This is a genomic window from Rhodococcus sp. AC861, assembly GCF_979256035.1.
In genome coordinates this window covers 602,709-619,964 of the sequence record NZ_CEEDMW010000002.1, presented here as the reverse complement: position 1 = coordinate 619,964, position 17,256 = coordinate 602,709, and the positions used below count along the sequence as shown (strand labels likewise).

The window sequence follows — 17,256 nt, the reverse complement described above, 5'->3', positions numbered from 1 at the left end:
AACGCGGTCCACGCGACGCTATTCCTGTCACCGCGCCGGGCTGCTGACCCCGATGCCGCCGAGGGTGTCGGCGCCGTAGCGAGCGACCTCCGCGTCGATGTCGAGCGCGGCGAGCGTGCTGCGACGGTCGATGACCTCGGCGTCGATGCGATCCGCGGGGACGAGCCAGGCGATCTCGAATTCGATGCCGTCGGGGTCCTGTCCGTACAGGCTCTTCGACGTGGAGTGATCGGTCGCACCGACCAGTGCCCCCGCTGCGGCCAGTGCGTCGCGGAGTCCGACCAGGTCGTTCAGCGTCTGCACCTCCCACGCGAGGTGGTAGAGGCCGACGGTGGACCGTCCGGCCGAGGGTGCACCCGCGGCGTCGCCGATGGAGAACAGGCCGAGGTCGTGGTCGTTCGCACTGTCGGGTGCCTGCAGGAAGATCGCCCTGTCACCCATCCGGTTCACGACGCGGAAGCCGAGGACGTCGGCGTAGAACTGGGCGCTGCGCCCGGCATCGCGGACGTAGAGAACGGCGTGGTTGAGGCGAGTGATGGCCATCGGGTGTCCTTCGGGTCGGGGTTGACTTGAAGCTTCAACCCAGAGGGTACGCCGGTTGTTCCGGAAGGTGTGTGTACACCGCCTGCGTGAGCCGAACACCCCCTCCTGCGTGCGGGACAGGATGTGCGCTCACCAGCAGCGGTGTGCACACACCTTCCAGCGGCCGGCGCGCCCGACACTGTCCTGTAGCCGTGTGCACACCGCCTGCATGAACCGAACACCCCCTCCTGCGTGCGGGAAAGGGTGTGCGCTCACCAGTACCGGTGTGCACACACCGTCCAGCAACCGCCGGACTCAATGCAGCCGGTGATCGGTCACCTGTGTCCTGGGGCCGAACTTGGGCCGCACGGCCGTGCCGCTCACCTCGAGCAGCCGCACTGCCCGGTACCGGTGCGGACGAAGCGGCGCCAGGTACTCGACCATCGCGTCGTCGTCCATGGGAGCGCCGGTGAGTGTCCACCCGATCACCGAGGCCAGGTGATAGTCGCCGACGGACAGAGCATCGGTGTCTCCGAGCGCCCGTTGCATCACCTCGGCCGCAGTCCACGCCCCGACACCGGGTACGACTCGCAGCCGCCGCTCGGCGTCCTCGCGTCCCATCGTCGTGATCTGTTCGAGTTTGTCGGCCAACTGCGCGCTCCGCACGATGGTCTTGGAACGTTTCGGGTCGACGTTGGCGCGGTGGAATTCCCACGACGGGATCCGTCGCCACACCTCGGAGGGCGGCGGCACCCGCATGCCGCGTGGCGCGGGACCCGGCGCCGGCTCACCGAACGTGGACAGGAGATATCGCCACGACGCGAAGGCGGCGATGCCGTGCACCTTCTGCTCCAGGATTGCCGGTACGAGCGCTTCCATGACCCGGCCGGTCCTACCGATGCGCAGGTGCGGGAAGCGCCGGTGAGCCTCGGCGAGCAGGCGATGCTCGGGCTCGAATCCGGAGGCGTCGTCCTCCAGTCCGACCAGGCCCGGGAGTGAGTCCAGGAACTCGGCGGCCCCCGGCCCCCACGCCTCGCACGTCACCTCGGTGCGGCCGGCCTGTCGGATGCGGTACGTGACAGGTCCCGTCGGGAACCGCGCTGTCCGCCAGATCGACCCGTCGGTATCCACGCGGTGGGACGGATCGCCGGCGCCACGTCGGTGCGGCGACAGCGAATACCGCACGCTGAGCGGGTGCTCCGAGGTCAGGACGATGTCCACCGCGACCCGACTACTGGACGCGGACGAGGGTGCGACCGGTGTTGTCACCGGCGCGCAGGGCATCCAGAACGGCCTCGACGTCGTCGAGAGCGACCTCCGTGGTGACGTCCGCGAGACGGCTCGGGCGGAACTCGTCGGCCAACTCGCTCCACAACGTGCGCCGAGCGGCGATGGGCAACTGCACCGAGTCGATGCCGAGCAGGGCCACGCCGCGGAGGATGAACGGGAGCACCGTCGTCGACAATCCCGGACCGCCGGTGAGTCCACTTGCCGCGACAGCCCCGCCGTACTTCACCGTGCTCAGCACGTGCGCGAGGGTCTTGCCTCCGACACAATCCACCGCGGCCGCCCACTGCGCCTTGCCCAGAGGGCGCGGCTTCGCGTCGGGATCCTCCGGCAACCGGCCGATGATCGAGGACGCGCCGAGCGTCGTCAGCAGGTCGTGAGCGGACTCCTTGCCCGTCGATGCGACGACCTCGAAACCGCGGTGCGACAACAGGTCGACGCTGACCGATCCGACGCCGCCGCTCGCGCCGGTGACCAGCACGGGACCGTCCTCGGGAGTCAGTCCGCGAGCCAGCAGCGCCTGCACGCTCATGGCGGCGGTGAATCCGGCGGTGCCGATGGTGGCCGCGTCCGCCGTGGAGAGTACGTCGGCGAGCGGGACGACCCAGTCCGCCGGAACGCGGGCGTACTCGGCGTATCCACCGTGACGGCCGGTGCCGATCTCGTAGCCGTGCGCCACGACGCGATCTCCGACTGCGATCGACTCGTCGCTCGAGGAGACGACGACGCCGGCGAGGTCGATACCGGGAACGATCGGATACTCGCGCACCACACCGCCCTTCGGCGTGACGGCCAGGGCGTCCTTGTAGTTCGCGCCGGAGTACTCGACACGGATCGTCACCTCACCCTCCGGGAGGAACGACTGGTCGACGGTCTCGAAGCCCACGTCGATCCGGTCCCCCGACTCGCGGGCGACCAGCGCGCGGAAAGTGTCGCTGGTGGAAAGGCTTCCGGGCTGGGTGCTCACGGTGGGAACTCCTCGATCGACGGGTGGCGGCCGACATCGAGACTATGCCTGCCGAGCCGCCGCGTCGTACGGCGCGGGACCACAGGATTGTCGGTGGCCGCCCGTACTCTCTCGAGGGTGATCATCGTGAGTACCGACGGTTCGTGCCTGAAGAACCCCGGCGGAGCCATCGGCTGGGCCTGGGTCGACCACACCGGCCCCAGTGCCTCCGGTGGTGAAGCGTCGGGCACCAACCAGATCGCCGAACTGCGCGCGTTGTTCGAGGCAGTCCAGGCGCATTCCGGGCCGGAGCCGATGCTCATCGAGTCCGACAGTCAGTACGCCATCAAGTGCGCGTCCGAGTGGCTCGTGGGATGGAAGCGGAAGGGGTGGCGTACGTCGACGGGCGCGCCCGTCCGCAACCTCGAACTGGTCCGCGCGATCGATCGGGCGATCACCGAACGTGAGGGGCCCGTGAGATTCCGCTGGGTCCGCGGCCACGTCGGGAATCAGTTCAACGAGATGGCGGACGAACTGGCGGGAATCGCGGCACGCGAGATCCGCGACGGAGTCCTGACGCCGTCCGAGCCGGTCGGCGCGCAGGAGCCCGTCACGCTGTTCTAGTCCTGGCGCGAGGTCTGCTTGTCGTCCTTGTCGCCGGCGGTCACATCGCGCGGACTCGGCGTGGGTAGATCTTTGCCCTCGTCCACGGCGGCCTCACTGCGATCGAGGGTCGGCGCCGGCTCGGCCTCGGCATGGTTGTCGAACTCGCGGATCGCCTCGTCCCGCTCACCCGAGCTCTGAGCGGTATCGGCTCCCGTTCCCTTCGATTCCTCACGTGGATCGATGGACGCGGTGTCGACGGGGGTGTCTGCAGAATCGCTCATGCGTCGGGAATGCCCTGTCGAGCCGGCGGTCAACCCTGCGCGATCACGGCGTCGGCAACGGAGTGATGGTCACCGAGAACTGCTCCTCGAGGTTGCCGGTGAAGTCACGGGCGCACTGCTCCTGTCGGGCCTGGTCCGCGCCTGCATCGGTCAGGCACGATGTCAGGTCCTGGCCGCCTACCGCGTTGAACACCCAGACACTCAACGCGATGAACACTGCTCCGCCGATGATTCCCAGGATGCCGAGAACGATGCCGGTGGTCGCAACCCCGCCGTTCGTGGCTTCCCGCCGCTTGACCCGGCCACGTCCGATGACGCCGAGGATCACAGCGATGATGCCGAGCAGGATGCCGAAGCCGAACGTCCAGAACGCGAGAATGGACAGGATGCCGAAGATCAGCGCCGCGATGCCGAGACCGTTCTTCGGAGCGACCGGTGGCCCGCCGTACGCAGGTTGGCCGTACTGGGGATCCTGGCCGTACTGGGGGTACTGAGGCTGCTGTCCGTACTGATTGCCGGGATAGTTCCGATCATCGGGGCCGGGTTGTCCCGGGTACGCGGGGCCGCTCATGATGCCTCCTGACGTGCAGCGTGGCTGATGCGCTGCACTGTAACCCCGCGGGGACCGACCGGGCGCCGGTGTGACCGCACCGTTACCGACGACTCGGCGCGGGGTATCCGCTGTCTATGAGCACCGTGACCGTCAGCGATGGAACAGTCCTGCACTACCGAGAGCAGGGCGCCGGCCGTCCGCTCGTCCTGCTGCACGGCTGGGGATTCAGTGGGGAGTTCTTCTCCGGCAGCATGGATCGGTTGGCGGAGCACTCCCGGGTGATCGCGCTGGACATGCGGGCGCACGGTGATTCGGAGGATCCTGGCCACGGTTACCGCGTATCGCGTCTGGCGAAGGACCTCTTCGACGTTCTCGCGGCGCTCGACTTGGCCGACGTGACCGTGCTGGGCTGGTCGCTGGGGTGCCCGGTCATCTGGTCGTACCAGGAACTCTTCGGCAACGAACGTCTCGCGCAGGCCATCTATGTCGCCCAGACTCCCCGGCAGTACCGCACCCCGGAATGGTCGCTGGCTCATACCAGCATCTTCGACGATGCATCACTCGCTGCCGTCCAGGGCCGAGTTCTCTACGACCGCACCAACTTCGACGCGGAGCAGCTGGACGAGATCACGGCGACGGACCTCCCGGCCGACCGCGTCGAGATTCTTCACGCTGAAATGGCGAAGATGTCCGGCGCGGCCCGGAACGCGGTGATGGCCGATCACACCCACCACGATTGGCGGGACCTGTTGCCGACGCTCGATCTCCCGTCCCTCGTCATGGTGGGCAAGCATGACAAGGCGTTCCCGTGGGAGGCGGCTCGCTACGTCGGCGACACCGTTCCGGGAGCACGCACGGTCCTCTTCGAGGACAGCAGTCATGCGCTCTTCCTGGACGAACCGCAGAAGTTCGGGGACGAGGTCGTCGCGTTCCTGGCCGAACATCGGTGACGAACGCCCTGGTTTGCATCCCCCTGTTCGCGGACACCCGAGACGTATGAGTCAAGACCTGTACACCGCCACTGTCACTGCTACCGACGGATCGATCTCCTCGAGCGACGACGTGCTGTCCTTGGACGTCCACGAGCCGTCCGACCTGGGTGGGCCCGGCGGAGCGACCAACCCCGAGCAGCTGATGGCGGCTGCCCTGAGCTCGTGCCTGCTCGAATCGCTGCGCATCGCCGTCGGTACCGCCGGTGGAACACTCGACGGGGCAGCCGTCGAAGGCCGTGTCACCCTCTCCAACGCCGACGGAGCGGGCTACGACGCCGCCTACCAGCTGGCCGTCACCCTTCCAGGCGTCGACAATCCGGGGGATGTGCTCGAGCAGGCGCGATCGATCTGCCCGTTCCTCAAGTCCGTCACCGGTGTGGATGTAGCCCTGAAGAGCTGATCAGGCGGTGACGAGCCGCAGAACGAGTGCCGCGACGGACACGACGGTGAGGAAGGCCGACGGCCCGATGCCCGCCGTGTCCTTCACTCGCAGATGTGCGACCACGGCGCCCACGAAGTAGAGAATGACCCCGATCGCCGCCGCGACGCCGATGGGCCAGACGAACAGTCCGATGACCAGGCCGACCGCGCCCGCGATCTCGAGGTACGCCAGGACCGGCACTCTGTTCGCGGGCACTCCGACGCTGTCCATGATGGGCATGACCGACGCGCTCTTGGTCAGCTTGCCGATCGCAGAGAAGGTCAGTGCGACGGCGAGGAAAATCGTGACGACATACAAAGCGATGGTCATTGGTGTGCCTCCCGGTCGGCTGGGTCGCCGGTGGAAGACTATGCCCTGACACATTTCTCTTCCCGCGGCCGTTCCGTCTTACCGTGGTTGCTGCAGTAGCAGCGGAAAGACGGATTTAGCGCGGGAATGACGCCAGGGGCGCCGGAGCAGGCAGTGCGCCGGCCGTTCACACCGTCCTGTACGCCTCCAGCGAACGTGCTCACCAGCGGGAACACGAGGGCACTTCGACAAGTTGAGCTGATCACGCGCAACCTTGGAGGACCCCATGAGCGAATCGACTCGCTTGCCCGTTCTGTTCCTGACCGACCCCGTCGTCCTGCCCGGCATGGTCGTGCCGGTCGAACTGGACGACGCTGCCCGCGCCGCGGTCGACGCCGCGCGGACCAGCGCCGACGGCACTCTGCTGATCGCCCCACGACTGGACGACCGCTACCCCGCCTACGGCGTCGTGGCGACGATCGTGCAGGTCGGCCGTCTCGCGACCGGTGAGCCGGCCGCGGTGCTGAAGGCCGAGAAGCGTGCACACATCGGCACCGGTGTCAGTGGCCCGGGCGCCGCTCTGTGGGTGGAGGCCGAGCCGGTATCGGAACCGGAGCCGACGGAGGCCGTACGGACCCTCGCCGCGGAGTACAAGAAGCTCGTTCTGGCCATGTTGCAGCGCCGTGAGGCATGGCAGGTGATCGACTCGGTGAACAAGCTTCTCGACCCGTCCGCGCTGGCCGACACCGCCGGCTACGCCTCGTGGCTCACCGATGTCCAGAAGCGCCAGCTGCTCGAGACCCCGGACGTGGCAGCACGATTGACGGTGCTGACCGAGTGGACCACCGACCACCTCGCCGAGGTCGAGGTGACGGACAAGATCGCCGGGGACGTCCGCGACGGCATGGAGAAGACACAGAAGGAATTCCTGCTGCGTCAGCAATTGGCTGCGATCCGCAAGGAACTCGGCGAGGGTGAACCCGATGGTGCCGACGACTACCGCGGCCGCGTCGAGTCCGCCGAGTTGCCGGACGCGGTGCGTGAGGCCGCGCTGCGGGAGGTCGGTCGGCTGGAGCGGTCCAGTGACCAAAGCCCCGAAAGTGGCTGGATCAGAACGTGGTTGGACACGGTGCTGGAGCTGCCGTGGACGGTGACCACCGTCGACACCACCGACATCGAGGCGGCCCGTGCCGTGCTCGACGCGGATCATCACGGCTTGGACGATGTGAAGGACCGCATCACCGAGTACCTCGCCGTGCGCTCGCGCCGCGCTGAGCGAAGCATGGCAGTGGTGGGTGGACGTGGTTCCGGAGCCGTCATGGTGCTTGCCGGTCCTCCCGGTGTCGGCAAGACGTCCCTGGGTGAGTCGGTCGCGAAAGCGCTGGGCCGCAAGTTCGTTCGCGTCGCGCTCGGCGGCGTCCGCGACGAGGCGGAGATCCGCGGGCACCGGCGCACGTACGTCGGTGCGCTGCCCGGTCGGATCGTGAGGGCCATCGCCGAGGCAGGATCGATGAACCCCGTGGTGCTGCTCGACGAGATCGACAAGATCGGATCGGACTTCCGCGGCGATCCTGCCGCGGCTCTGCTCGAGGTGCTCGACCCCGCGCAGAACCACACGTACCGAGATCACTACCTCGACCTGGATCTGGACCTGTCGGATGTGGTGTTCCTGGCCACGGCAAACGTCGTCGACCAGATTCCGACGGCACTGCTCGATCGTATGGAGCTGGTGACCATCGACGGCTACACCGAGGACGACAAGGTGGTCATCGCGCGGAACTACCTGTTGCCGCGCCAGCTCGAACGTGCGGCGATGACGGACTCCGACGTGGCCGTCACCGACGCGGCGCTGCGCAAGATCGCCGCCGACTACACGCGTGAGCCGGGTATGCGTCAGTTCGAACGACTGCTGGCGAAGGTGCTGCGCAAGGTCGCCATCGAACTGGCCACCGGTGAGCGGATGCTGACGGTGGACGAACCGGATCTCCGCACCTACCTGGGTCGACCCCGATTCACGCCCGAGGTGCACGAACGCACCGAGGTTCCCGGCGTGGCGACGGGTCTCGCCGTGACCGGTCTCGGCGGGGACGTGCTGTTCATCGAGGCGAGCTCGACGGGCGACAAGGCCGGGCTCACGTTGACCGGCCAGCTGGGCGACGTGATGAAGGAGTCTGCGCAGATCGCGCTGTCCTACGTCCGGTCGCACGCGGAGCAGCTGGGTGTCGACCCGGCAGCGCTGGACAAGGCCATCCACATCCACGTTCCTGCGGGTGCGGTGCCGAAGGACGGCCCCTCGGCCGGCGTGACCATGGTGACCGCGCTGGTGTCCATGGCGACCGGACGGCCCGTGCGGTCCGACGTGGGCATGACCGGGGAGGTGTCGCTGAACGGCCGAGTCATGCCGATCGGCGGACTGAAGCAGAAGTTGCTGGCCGCCCAACGTGCCGGACTGACGACGGTCTTCGTCCCCTCCCGCAACGAGCCGGACCTGGACGACGTGTCGGCGGACGTGCTCGCCGCGGTCGAGGTGCGCCCGATGTCGGACGTCGCCGATATCGTCGCCCTGGCGCTCGAACCCCGTGCGGAGGACGCGGCCGCCGCAGCGTGACGGCGGAATGACGGGGAGCTCGCCGAGGTTGTCACGGACAGTTGCCCCACAGGCAGACGACCTCGCGATGCGACCCGGGGGGACCACGCACCAGAGGCGCCGAACGAGCAAGGGGGATTCCCGATGAGTATGGAAATGACCGCGTGGAACCAGATGTATCGGTCCATGCATACCGACGACAAGGGCAGACGTCCGTTCTCCCGCGTCACGGTGCGCCGGATCATGGTGTTCGCGCGGCCGCTCCGCACGCTGCTCATCGGATTCCTCGTGCTCAGCGTCGTCGCGGCGGTCCTCGCCGTGGCGACGCCGGTATTGGCCGGCCGCGTGGTCGACGCCATCGTGCAGGGCAAGGACTATCGGATCGTCCTGATCCTGGCCGTCGTCATCGCCGTCGTGGCGCTCCTCGACGCGGGGACGGGCCTGGTCAATCGCTGGCTGTCGTCGCGTATCGGGGAGAACCTGATCCTCGATCTCCGCACGCGGGTGTTCGACCACGTGCAGAAGATGCCGATCGCGTTCTTCACCCGCACCCGTACCGGCGCGCTGGTGAGTCGGCTGAACAACGACGTGATCGGTGCGCAGCGCGCGTTCAGTGGAACGCTCTCCGGCGTGGTCAGTAACGTGGTCACGTTGCTGCTGACGCTGGTCGTGATGGTCGGCATCTCCTGGCAGATCACACTGCTCGCGCTCCTGCTCCTCCCGGTGTTCGTCCTCCCCGCCCGACGGATGGGCACCCGGTTGGCGCGTCTGCAGCGGGAGGCCGCTGCCCACAACGCGGCCATGTCGACGCAGATGACCGAGCGCTTCTCCGCGCCCGGAGCGACACTCATCAAGCTGTTCGGGCGCCCCGACCACGAATCGTCGGAGTTCGCGCTGCGTGCAGGCCGAGTCCGCGACATCGGCGTTCGGTCGGCGATGGTGCAGACCGTCTTCGTCACGACACTGACTCTCGTCTCGGCTCTCGCGCTTGCGCTGGTCTACGGGCTCGGAGGGTTCTATGCATTGCGCGGCCAGCTGGACGCCGGCGCCGTCGTCACGTTGGCGCTGCTGCTCACAAGGTTGTACGCACCGTTGACAGCTCTGGCGAGCGCGCGCGTCGACGTGATGAGCGCGGTCGTCAGCTTCGAGAGAGTGTTCGAGATCCTCGACCTCGATCCGCTGATCACGGATGCGCCTGATGCCCGGACGGTTCCGGAGGGTCCTGTCACCGTCGAGTTCGACGACGTCCGGTTCGCCTACCCGTCGGCGGACAAGGTGTCGTTGGCATCGCTCGAAGACGTGTCCGTGCTGGATTCGCGCGGCGGCGAGGAAGTGCTGCACGGAGTGTCGTTCCGCGCAGAGCCGGGCAAGATGGTGGCCCTGGTCGGGTCCTCGGGTGCCGGTAAGTCGACCATCGCACAGCTGGTCTCACGGTTGTACGACGTGGATTCCGGGGCCGTGCGGATCGGCGGTATCGACGTGCGAGACCTGACGGCGGAGTCGATCCGCCACACCGTCGGCATGGTGACGCAGGACGGGCACCTCTTCCACGAGACGCTGCGCTCCAATCTGACATTGGCGCGTCCCGATGCGACGGAGGACGACATCTGGTCCGCGCTCCGACGCGCACGACTCGAAGACCTGGTCCGATCCTTGCCCGACGGCCTCGAGACCGTGGTCGGTGAGCGCGGCTACCGCTTCTCGGGTGGAGAGCGCCAGCGCGTCACCATCGCACGGCTGCTGTTGGCTCAGCCGACTGTCGTGGTGCTCGACGAGGCCACGGCGTCGCTGGACTCCACGTCCGAGGCGGCGGTGCAGGAAGCACTGTCCGAGGCTCTGGTGGGTCGGACGTCCATCGTCATCGCTCACCGTTTGTCCACCATTCGCGCGGCGGACCAGATCCTGGTGATCGAGGACGGGCGGGTCGCGGAGAACGGGACGCACGCGGAGCTGCTGGCCCGGTCGGGTCGCTACGCGCAGCTGTACCGCACGCAGTTCGACGAGCCCGTCCGGGCCTGAGCAGCAGCTCAGCAGGTGCTGGGCGCCGGGAGTCGGGCGAACCGGTCGTTCAGCCACTGCAGTGCTGCCGGCAATCCGAGCAGCGCAGCGCTGAGGTGGTCCGGGCTGGGTGTGAGCAGCGTCTGCACCGGGGTTCCGGCGCGGCAGTACCGGGCGGTGGAGCTGTCGATGGCGTCGACGGGGATCAGCGCGTCGGTAGGGCTGTGCCACTCGAAGATGGGCGCGCGGGGAACTCCGGGGTAGAGCTCGACGCTGTTCTCCTCCACCACGGCGCGTCCCTGCGGATCCGCGAAGACCGACCTGTTCGCGGTGATCTCCGCGGCGCTGTGGTTGGCACCCACGGACAGGATGTCGTTGGTGCAGGAGTTGGCGATCTGGTTCATCATCGACGTGCCCTGGGGAGTCAGGCTCTGCGACACCGGCATCCGGTCCGGGTACTCGCGGCCCAAGCCGATTGCCGCGGCGAGCGCGAGCCCGAACACGGGGTGAGGGGTGTTCTCGCCGAGCATGTAGGCCATTTTGACCAGGTTCATCGGGACGCCGCCCTGCGCGCTCCCCACGATGTCGAGCTCGGGTGCGTACGACGGTGCCAGTGCTGCAGCCCAGGCTGTGGCCATGCCACCACCGGAGTAGCCGCCCATGCCGACGGGACTGTTGCGCAACTGCAGCGGCTCGAAGTTCTTGGCGGCGCGGATGCCGTCGAGGGTGATCTGACCACCCATCTTGGCGGCGCCGTACGCACTGTTGGGGCCGAGGTGATCGGGCATGGCCACCGACCAGCCGCGGGAGAAGACGACGTTCAGCGCTGCAGCGTCGCGGATGACGACGTTCGGATCCTCCGAGTACAGCGCCTGCGACGGCGCGCACTTCAGACCGAGTGCGTTGACGATCTGCTGGTACGACAGCAAGGGGCCGTCGGGGGCCTTGACCTGCGGGATGAACACCGTGGTCACGCCGACGATGGGATTGCCCTCGCCGCCGGTACTGCGGAAGGCGAGCTGCCAGGTGTTCACGCCGACGAAGTTCGGCGGATTCGGCATCGGACGGCTGGCCAGCACGGTGCCGGGAGCGAGGCCGGAGATGTCTCCCGGCGCCGAGTAGAACGGGTCGGCGTTGGGGATCGGATATTGCGCATCGGCCGATGCGGTGCCGGGAAGTGCGGCTGCGAACAGCGCCGCAGTGACGGTTGCCAACACGAGGCGACGAATGGATCTCACAGAACACTCCTACGAACCGACTGTGCGGTTATCGAACGACAGATGCATTGAACACCGCCCGAGCGTCTGACTCCACCCGAGTTACCGACGCCCCCGCCTCGTTACCGAACCGTAAACAGCCACGCCGACGTAGGCAACCAGTCGAAGCGGTTCCTGTGTAGGCTCCAAAGTTCTTCGTTTCGCGTGTGGTCAGGTTTCGCGCCGCACATCCGCAATGCTCTTGTCCTCGCGCAGGCCCCGCCAGCTCGGATGCCGCAACGAACCGCCGTCCGTCCACTCGAAGAATCGGACCTCCCCGACCAGGGTCGGTGTCACCCATGTCGCGTCCCGACGATCGGCCGTCGGCAACGGTCGGTCGAACGGGGACGTCTCGACCACCGTCGGTGTCAGCAGGTCCAGGAGTTCGTCGCGCTGACGCGCCGTGAACCCGGTGCCGACGCGTCCCACATAGCGCAGGCCGTCGTCCGACGGGATGCCCAGCAGCAGCGATCCGATACCGCCGCTGCGGGACCCCTGGCCGGCGCGCCACCCGCCGATCACGACCTCCTGCGTGCGCCAGTTCTTCACCTTGATCCATGCCGAACTGCGGCGTCCGACCTCGTAGGTCGACTCCCGGCGCTTGGCGACGATGCCTTCCCACCCGCGTCGCTCGCTCTCCGACAGCGCCCCGGCCGCCGTTCCCGGCATCAACGGAGACAGCGTGACCGTCTCGAGTCCGGACAGCAGGAGCTCGAGAATGCGCCGCCGGTCGGAGAACCGTTTGCCCGTCAGGTCGGTTCCGTCCAGGTGCAGCACGTCGAAGCAGATGAACTCCACGTCGTCCGGATGCGCGTCCTGCAGCATCTGGAAGCTGGTGACCCCGTCCTCCCGGTAGACGACGGCCTCGCCGTCGAGGACGACGGCGTGATCGCTGAGATCGGCTGCCAACGCCGCGATCCCTGCGTAGCGACGCGTGAGGTCCTGCCCCGTCCTGCTCTCGAGCACGATGTCGCCGTGGTCGATCGTCGCCACGACGCGGACGCCGTCCCATTTCCCTTCGAACGACCACTCGTCCGCATCGAGCCCCGCCAGGTCGCCGGGGGAGGCCAGCATCGGGCGGAGATGCTTGGGGAGGTCCGCAGCGGGCTGATCTCCGGCGGCTCCGGGTCGGGGTTTCATCCTGTGGACCAGCCACTGGTCCCCGTCCGTCCGGATCAGGGCGTACCGGCCGGTGATGCGTGAGCCGGTGAGCTCGACGATGACCTCGTCGTCCCTCCACTTCTCGGTGGTGAAGGTGCCGTGGTCCCACACGGTGACCTCACCGCCGCCGTATTCACCCTTCGGGATGGTGCCTTCGAAGTCGGCGTAGTCCATCGGGTGGTCCTCGGTGTGCACGGCCAGGTGGTTCTTCTTCTCGTCGGTCGGGAGGTTCTTCGGCACGGCCCAGGACACCAGGGCCCCGTCGTGTTCGAGTCGGAAGTCGTAGTGCAGGCGCCGCGCGTGGTGTTCCTGGATGACGAAGACGGGGTCGGTGGCGTCCTTCTTCTCGGTGCGTGTGGGGACGGGTTCCGGTGTGCGCGAGGCAGTTCGCTTGCCTCGATACGGGCCGAGCGAGTCGGTGTCGGGCGTGGGATCGACCTCCGGGTCGAGTGCCGCGAGCAGGTCGCCGTCGCGGCGGTATCGCTCGAGGACGTCCTCGAAGCTCAGCTGTGCGAGGCCGCCCCCGGAGATCTCGTCCCAGGTCCGTGGTGCGGCAACTGTCGGCCGGCTACGTCCCCGCAGTGAATAGGGCGCGATGGTGGTCTTCTTGCCGTTGTTCTGACTCCAGTCGAGAAAGATCTTCCCGGGCCGGACGGCTTTCGACATCGAGGCGGTGACCAGGTCCGGCATCCGCTCTTCCAGAAGCGTCGCAACGCGTTTCGCGACCGTCGACGCGCCGGACGACGACACGGGTTTGTCCAGGGGAACGTAGAGGTGAATTCCCTTGCTGCCGCTCGTGAGGGGGAATGCGGTCAGTCCGATGCCGTCGATCATGCTGCGCACTTCGAGCGCGACCTCCGCGCAGGTGTCGAGGTCGACCCCTTCGCCGGGGTCGAGGTCGAAGACGATACGCGTCGCCTTCCCTTGCTCGTCGCCCTCGAAACGCCATTGCGGCACATGGGCTTCCAGTGAGGCCTGTTGTCCCAGCCATGCCAGATCCGCGGCGGTGTGGAACACCGGGTAGACGACCACTCGGTCGGAATGATGCAGACGACGACGGTCCAGCCAGTCGGGTGCGGACGCTGCGAGATTCTTCTCGAAGAACGCACCCGACTCGACGCCGTTCGGCCAGCGTTTACGGGTGACGGGCCGGCCCGCGAGGTGAGGCAGCATGGCGGGGGCGATCTCGACGTAGTAGTCGATCACCTCACCCTTGGTGGTGCCGGTCTCGGGGAACAGCACCTTGTCCACGTTGGTGAGCGGGATCCGCTGCCCTGCGACGTCGAGCGATGCCATGACGCCAGGATAGGTTGCACGCCCGCCATGGTGGGTATGTTCGAGACGGTGACCGGGGCTTCCCGGATCCATCCTGCAAGCATCACCGCACCAAGGAATGAGGACCGCGTGGCCGGAGTGAACGTGTCGGTGGAATCGACGATGACACCGGACGAGGCATGGGCCAGGGCGTCCGACCTGTCGAGTTTCCAGGAGTGGATGACCATCTTCGGCGGGTGGCGCGGTCCCGTGCCGACCACCCTGAGCGAAGGCGTGACCATCGATTCGCTGATCAAGGTGAAGGGTTTCCGCAACGTCATCACGTGGACCATCACCGAGTACGACAAGCCCTACGAGATCGCGCTGCTCGGAAAAGGCAAGGGCGGCATCAAGATCGATCTGAAGATGTCGGTGGCACCGAAGGACGCGGGCTCGGAGTTCACGCTCGACGCGAACTTCCGCGGCGGCTTGCTGTCCGGGCCGATCGGCGGGGTCGTGGCCAAGGTGCTCGAGTCCGACGTGCGTGACAGCGTCACCAATCTCGCGAAACTGGGTTAGACCACCCCGGCCGGAAGGTCCCCGATGACTGCTCCTCGCGACGATCGACGTGTCCGACTCGCAACCTGGCCGACGCCCCTCGAACCCGCGCCGCGGTTGTCCGAGGCGATCGGCCTCCGGGCCGGCGATCTGCGACTCAAACGAGACGATCTCACGGGACTCGGAGCGGGCGGCAACAAGATCCGCAAATTGGAGTGGACGGTGGGGGCTGCGGTCGCCGACGGTGCCGACGTTCTGATCACCACCGGTGCGCCACAGTCCAACCACGCGCGGCTGACCGCGGCTGCGGCCGCCCGGCTGGGGCTGGACTCGGTCCTGGTGTTCCCGGGTGATCCACGGCCGTTCGTGGGGAACCTGCTGCTCGACGCGCTGCTGGGCACCGGCATCGAATGGATCGGTCCGATCGATGCCGGGTCCGACACACAGACCGAACTCGATTCCGCAGCGCAGCGGGTCGCCGACAGGCTGCGACGGCTGGGTCGGCACCCCGCGATCATTCCGTTCGGTGGCTCGAACAGCGTCGGTGCACACGGGTACCGGCTCGCGGGGCAGGAGATCCTCGAGCAGGCGCCGGACGTAGACCTGGTGGTGTGCGCGGTGGGGTCCGGCGGCACGATGGCCGGGCTGGTCGCCGGCCTCGGAGCCGATCACGTGCTGGGTGTCGACACGGGCGCGGTGCCCGATGCGGCAGATCGCGTGCGGCACATCCTGGGCGGCATGGACGGCGTGTCGGCGACGGCTGCACTGCGTATCCGCACCGATCAGGTGGGTGCCGGCTACGAGAGCCTCGCTGCGGGAGCCCGGCGCGCGTCGACGATCGCGGCGCGCACGGAGGGCCTCGTCCTCGATCCGACCTACTCGGCGCGGGCACTCGCCGGACTGGTCGCGGCAGTGGCCGACGGTGACGTCGTACCCGGAACCGACGTCGTGTTCCTCGCGAGCGGTGGTCTACCCGGCCTGTTCGGCCATCCGCAGGCGCAGGACTTCACCGTCGACTGATCGTCACGGCCGTCCGTCGGTTCTGCGCAACCACCACAGAGCGGCGATCGGCAGGATGACCGGAATGAACACGTATCCGGATCCGAAGTGCGACCACACGGTGGGCTCCGGGAACTCCTGCGGCACCACGTAACTCGCGATGGACACGCCGATCACGCCGACGATCTCCACGATGCACGACACGGTGGCGATCCGGCGCGACACGACCGATGCTCGCGCCAGACAGACCGTGCCGACGATGTAGACGAGGGCGGCGAACGCCGACAGCAGGTATGCGACGGGAGCATCCTCGAACCGGGTGCCGATCTGCACGGCCGAGCGTGACGCCGCCGCGACCGAGAACAGTGCGTACAGCGCGATCAGCACGCGCCCCGGCCCGGAGCGGGTCGCCGTCTGCAGGGAGTCAGGCATGGCCGGCCCAGATCTGGTTCAGTCGCAACACCATGACGGCCAGCGTCAGCGTGACGACGATCAGTACGGCCGTTCCGCCGCGGCTGCGATCTCCGAGGGACCACCACACACCGATGGGCAGCAGCAGAGCGAGCCCGACGAGGTAGGCGCCGAAGGTGACGGCGTGCACGTCACGGTCGGTGGTGGCCAGGGCGACGAATCCGACCACGGCTTGCGCGATCACCAGAAGTTCGATGCCCACGAGGAAGCGGAAGAACACGCGGTCGCTGCGGTTCGCCAGCAGGAGGGCCTTGTTGCGGACCAACTTCACCATCGCCCAGACGGCAGCGACGAGTGGCAGCACGTAGAGGGCGACCGTGATGGGAGTGAACATGGTGTCCTCAGTTTATCCCCGTCCGATTCGTCCCCCGGACGGCGGCGCATGTGTCCTGCGCGTTACCCGAGTGAGCAGGACGAAACCGGGCGTTGTTCCGCGGGTGACCATCCGGACATCGGTCGCGCTTGTACTTGTGCGTAGAGACGGATCGTCTCCCTCGCTCCCTCATCCTCGGAGGTTTCCAGTGGCCGCGTTCGATCAGACCATCCTCGACAACATGTCCGCTTCGCTCGCCGAGATCCCGCACCCGTCACTTCCCAAGGGCAGCAACATCTATGGCGGTACCAAGATCTTCCCCGACTACAAGGCGGAGGACGGGGAGTCCTACTTCACCCTGGTGCACGGTATCGCACACGAGTCGTCGGTCAGTTTCGTCGCGGTGCTCCAGGCCACCCGCGCCCTGCGCAAGGGATACGAGTCGGCGATGTACTTCTACGGTCCGGGCGCGATCAACTGCCTCGCCACGCGCGGCTTCCCGACCACCGGGGACTCCGGCTTTCCCGGTGAGCAGAACATCAACGACGCGTTGGCGACGTTCATCTCAGAGGGTGGCACGGTGTTCTGCTGCCGCTTCGGACTCGCGCTGCACGGCGGCCGCGAGGAGGACTTGATCGAGGGCGTGATCCCTGCGCACCCGCTCGACGTGCAGGACGCGTTGATCCACTACGCCCGCAAGGGCGCGATCATCAACTCCACCTACATGGTCTGAGGCCGGTCC

18 protein-coding genes are annotated in these 17,256 nt (G+C 67.4%); 8 read left to right on the top strand and 10 right to left on the bottom strand.

Annotated elements, in window-relative coordinates:
* Positions 1-27: 27 nt before the first annotated feature.
* The 3 genes from AC0IX4_RS08330 to AC0IX4_RS08320 all read right to left on the bottom strand — a co-directional run bounded on the left by AC0IX4_RS08330 (position 28) and on the right by AC0IX4_RS08320 (position 2,776).
* Positions 28-543, bottom strand: coding sequence for a VOC family protein (locus tag AC0IX4_RS08330; protein WP_471828669.1), 516 nt, complete (start codon positions 541-543; stop codon positions 28-30).
* Between the two features lie 294 nt (positions 544-837).
* On the bottom strand, positions 838-1,806 hold the full coding sequence (locus AC0IX4_RS08325; protein ID WP_471828668.1) for a DNA-3-methyladenine glycosylase family protein: 969 nt from the start codon (positions 1,804-1,806) through the stop codon (positions 838-840).
* Positions 1,754-2,776 carry an oxidoreductase gene (locus tag AC0IX4_RS08320; protein WP_471828667.1) on the bottom strand — a complete coding sequence of 341 codons (1,023 nt, stop codon included), beginning with the start codon at positions 2,774-2,776 and terminating at the stop codon, positions 1,754-1,756. Before AC0IX4_RS08320 ends, AC0IX4_RS08325 begins: the two co-directional genes overlap by 53 nt.
* Positions 2,777-2,893: 117 nt before the next feature.
* Between AC0IX4_RS08320 and AC0IX4_RS08315 the strand changes: the two genes are divergently transcribed.
* Positions 2,894-3,379 (top strand): ribonuclease H family protein, encoded by a 486-nt coding sequence (locus AC0IX4_RS08315; RefSeq protein ID WP_471828666.1) that lies wholly within the window; start codon positions 2,894-2,896, stop codon positions 3,377-3,379.
* Here the strand turns inward: AC0IX4_RS08315 and AC0IX4_RS08310 are convergent.
* Both AC0IX4_RS08310 and AC0IX4_RS08305 read right to left on the bottom strand, forming a co-directional pair.
* Complete coding sequence (locus AC0IX4_RS08310; protein ID WP_042576267.1) at positions 3,376-3,642, bottom strand: hypothetical protein; 267 nt, start codon at positions 3,640-3,642, stop codon at positions 3,376-3,378. The two genes, AC0IX4_RS08315 and AC0IX4_RS08310, sit on opposite strands and share 4 nt — an antisense overlap.
* 43 nt (positions 3,643-3,685) lie before the next feature.
* Positions 3,686-4,213: a DUF4190 domain-containing protein gene (locus AC0IX4_RS08305; protein ID WP_471828665.1), complete on the bottom strand. Its 528-nt coding sequence runs from the start codon at positions 4,211-4,213 to the stop codon at positions 3,686-3,688.
* A 116-nt stretch (positions 4,214-4,329) separates the two neighbouring features.
* Here AC0IX4_RS08305 and AC0IX4_RS08300 point away from each other — a divergent pair, with 116 nt between their 5' ends.
* Together AC0IX4_RS08300 and AC0IX4_RS08295 are read left to right on the top strand one after the other, a co-directional pair.
* A complete protein-coding gene (locus AC0IX4_RS08300) occupies positions 4,330-5,145 on the top strand; it encodes an alpha/beta fold hydrolase (RefSeq protein ID WP_471828664.1) in 816 nt (271 codons plus the stop codon).
* Between the two features lie 46 nt (positions 5,146-5,191).
* Positions 5,192-5,587, top strand: coding sequence for an OsmC family protein (locus tag AC0IX4_RS08295; RefSeq protein WP_471828663.1), 396 nt, complete (start codon positions 5,192-5,194; stop codon positions 5,585-5,587).
* On the opposite strand, the gene AC0IX4_RS08290 is transcribed toward AC0IX4_RS08295, so the two are convergent.
* Entirely contained in the window at positions 5,588-5,938 is a 351-nt protein-coding gene (locus AC0IX4_RS08290; RefSeq protein WP_042576263.1) for a DoxX family protein, read from the bottom strand.
* A gap of 265 nt (positions 5,939-6,203) precedes the next feature.
* On the opposite strand from AC0IX4_RS08290, the gene lon reads away from it, so the two are divergent.
* Positions 6,204-8,525: an endopeptidase La gene (gene lon / locus AC0IX4_RS08285; protein ID WP_042576372.1), complete on the top strand. Its 2,322-nt coding sequence runs from the start codon at positions 6,204-6,206 to the stop codon at positions 8,523-8,525.
* 123 nt (positions 8,526-8,648) lie between these two features.
* Positions 8,649-10,523 (top strand): ABC transporter ATP-binding protein, encoded by a 1,875-nt coding sequence (locus AC0IX4_RS08280; protein ID WP_056074098.1) that lies wholly within the window; start codon positions 8,649-8,651, stop codon positions 10,521-10,523.
* An 8-nt stretch (positions 10,524-10,531) separates the two neighbouring features.
* On the opposite strand, the gene AC0IX4_RS08275 is transcribed toward AC0IX4_RS08280, so the two are convergent.
* On the bottom strand, positions 10,532-11,740 hold the full coding sequence (locus AC0IX4_RS08275) for a lipase family protein (RefSeq protein WP_042576261.1): 1,209 nt from the start codon (positions 11,738-11,740) through the stop codon (positions 10,532-10,534).
* Positions 11,741-11,929: 189 nt separating this feature from the next.
* Positions 11,930-14,215, bottom strand: coding sequence for an ATP-dependent DNA ligase (locus AC0IX4_RS08270; RefSeq protein WP_471828662.1), 2,286 nt, complete (start codon positions 14,213-14,215; stop codon positions 11,930-11,932).
* Between the two features lie 108 nt (positions 14,216-14,323).
* Between AC0IX4_RS08270 and AC0IX4_RS08265 the strand changes: the two genes are divergently transcribed.
* Positions 14,324-14,752: a type II toxin-antitoxin system Rv0910 family toxin gene (locus AC0IX4_RS08265; RefSeq protein ID WP_042576259.1), complete on the top strand. Its 429-nt coding sequence runs from the start codon at positions 14,324-14,326 to the stop codon at positions 14,750-14,752.
* A 24-nt stretch (positions 14,753-14,776) separates the two neighbouring features.
* Positions 14,777-15,751 (top strand): pyridoxal-phosphate dependent enzyme, encoded by a 975-nt coding sequence (locus tag AC0IX4_RS08260; protein WP_471828661.1) that lies wholly within the window; start codon positions 14,777-14,779, stop codon positions 15,749-15,751.
* A 3-nt stretch (positions 15,752-15,754) separates the two neighbouring features.
* Here the strand turns inward: AC0IX4_RS08260 and AC0IX4_RS08255 are convergent, their stop codons facing one another.
* Positions 15,755-16,162 carry a hypothetical protein gene (locus AC0IX4_RS08255; RefSeq protein WP_471828660.1) on the bottom strand — a complete coding sequence of 136 codons (408 nt, stop codon included), beginning with the start codon at positions 16,160-16,162 and terminating at the stop codon, positions 15,755-15,757.
* Positions 16,155-16,535 carry a hypothetical protein gene (locus AC0IX4_RS08250; protein ID WP_042576256.1) on the bottom strand — a complete coding sequence of 127 codons (381 nt, stop codon included), beginning with the start codon at positions 16,533-16,535 and terminating at the stop codon, positions 16,155-16,157. The genes AC0IX4_RS08255 and AC0IX4_RS08250 overlap by 8 nt, the downstream gene beginning before the upstream one ends.
* 187 nt (positions 16,536-16,722) lie before the next feature.
* Here AC0IX4_RS08250 and AC0IX4_RS08245 point away from each other — a divergent pair, with 187 nt between their 5' ends.
* Positions 16,723-17,247, top strand: a complete 525-nt coding sequence (locus tag AC0IX4_RS08245; RefSeq protein WP_042576255.1) for an MSMEG_0572/Sll0783 family nitrogen starvation response protein — start codon at positions 16,723-16,725, stop codon at positions 17,245-17,247.
* The last annotated feature ends 9 nt before the right edge of the window (positions 17,248-17,256 follow it).

Coding starts and splice junctions, on each gene's coding strand:
- AC0IX4_RS08330 (WP_471828669.1), bottom strand. CDS start 543: ATGGCCATCACTCGCCTCAACCACGCCGTTCTCTACGTCCGCGATGCC.
- AC0IX4_RS08325 (WP_471828668.1), bottom strand. CDS start 1,806: ATGCCCTGCGCGCCGGTGACAACACCGGTCGCACCCTCGTCCGCGTCC.
- AC0IX4_RS08310 (WP_042576267.1), bottom strand. CDS start 3,642: ATGAGCGATTCTGCAGACACCCCCGTCGACACCGCGTCCATCGATCCA.
- AC0IX4_RS08305 (WP_471828665.1), bottom strand. CDS start 4,213: ATGAGCGGCCCCGCGTACCCGGGACAACCCGGCCCCGATGATCGGAAC.
- AC0IX4_RS08300 (WP_471828664.1), top strand. CDS start 4,330: ATGAGCACCGTGACCGTCAGCGATGGAACAGTCCTGCACTACCGAGAG.
- AC0IX4_RS08295 (WP_471828663.1), top strand. CDS start 5,192: ATGAGTCAAGACCTGTACACCGCCACTGTCACTGCTACCGACGGATCG.
- AC0IX4_RS08290 (WP_042576263.1), bottom strand. CDS start 5,938: ATGACCATCGCTTTGTATGTCGTCACGATTTTCCTCGCCGTCGCACTG.
- lon (WP_042576372.1), top strand. CDS start 6,204: ATGAGCGAATCGACTCGCTTGCCCGTTCTGTTCCTGACCGACCCCGTC.
- AC0IX4_RS08280 (WP_056074098.1), top strand. CDS start 8,649: ATGAGTATGGAAATGACCGCGTGGAACCAGATGTATCGGTCCATGCAT.
- AC0IX4_RS08270 (WP_471828662.1), bottom strand. CDS start 14,215: ATGGCATCGCTCGACGTCGCAGGGCAGCGGATCCCGCTCACCAACGTG.
- AC0IX4_RS08260 (WP_471828661.1), top strand. CDS start 14,777: ATGACTGCTCCTCGCGACGATCGACGTGTCCGACTCGCAACCTGGCCG.
- AC0IX4_RS08255 (WP_471828660.1), bottom strand. CDS start 16,162: ATGCCTGACTCCCTGCAGACGGCGACCCGCTCCGGGCCGGGGCGCGTG.
- AC0IX4_RS08250 (WP_042576256.1), bottom strand. CDS start 16,535: ATGTTCACTCCCATCACGGTCGCCCTCTACGTGCTGCCACTCGTCGCT.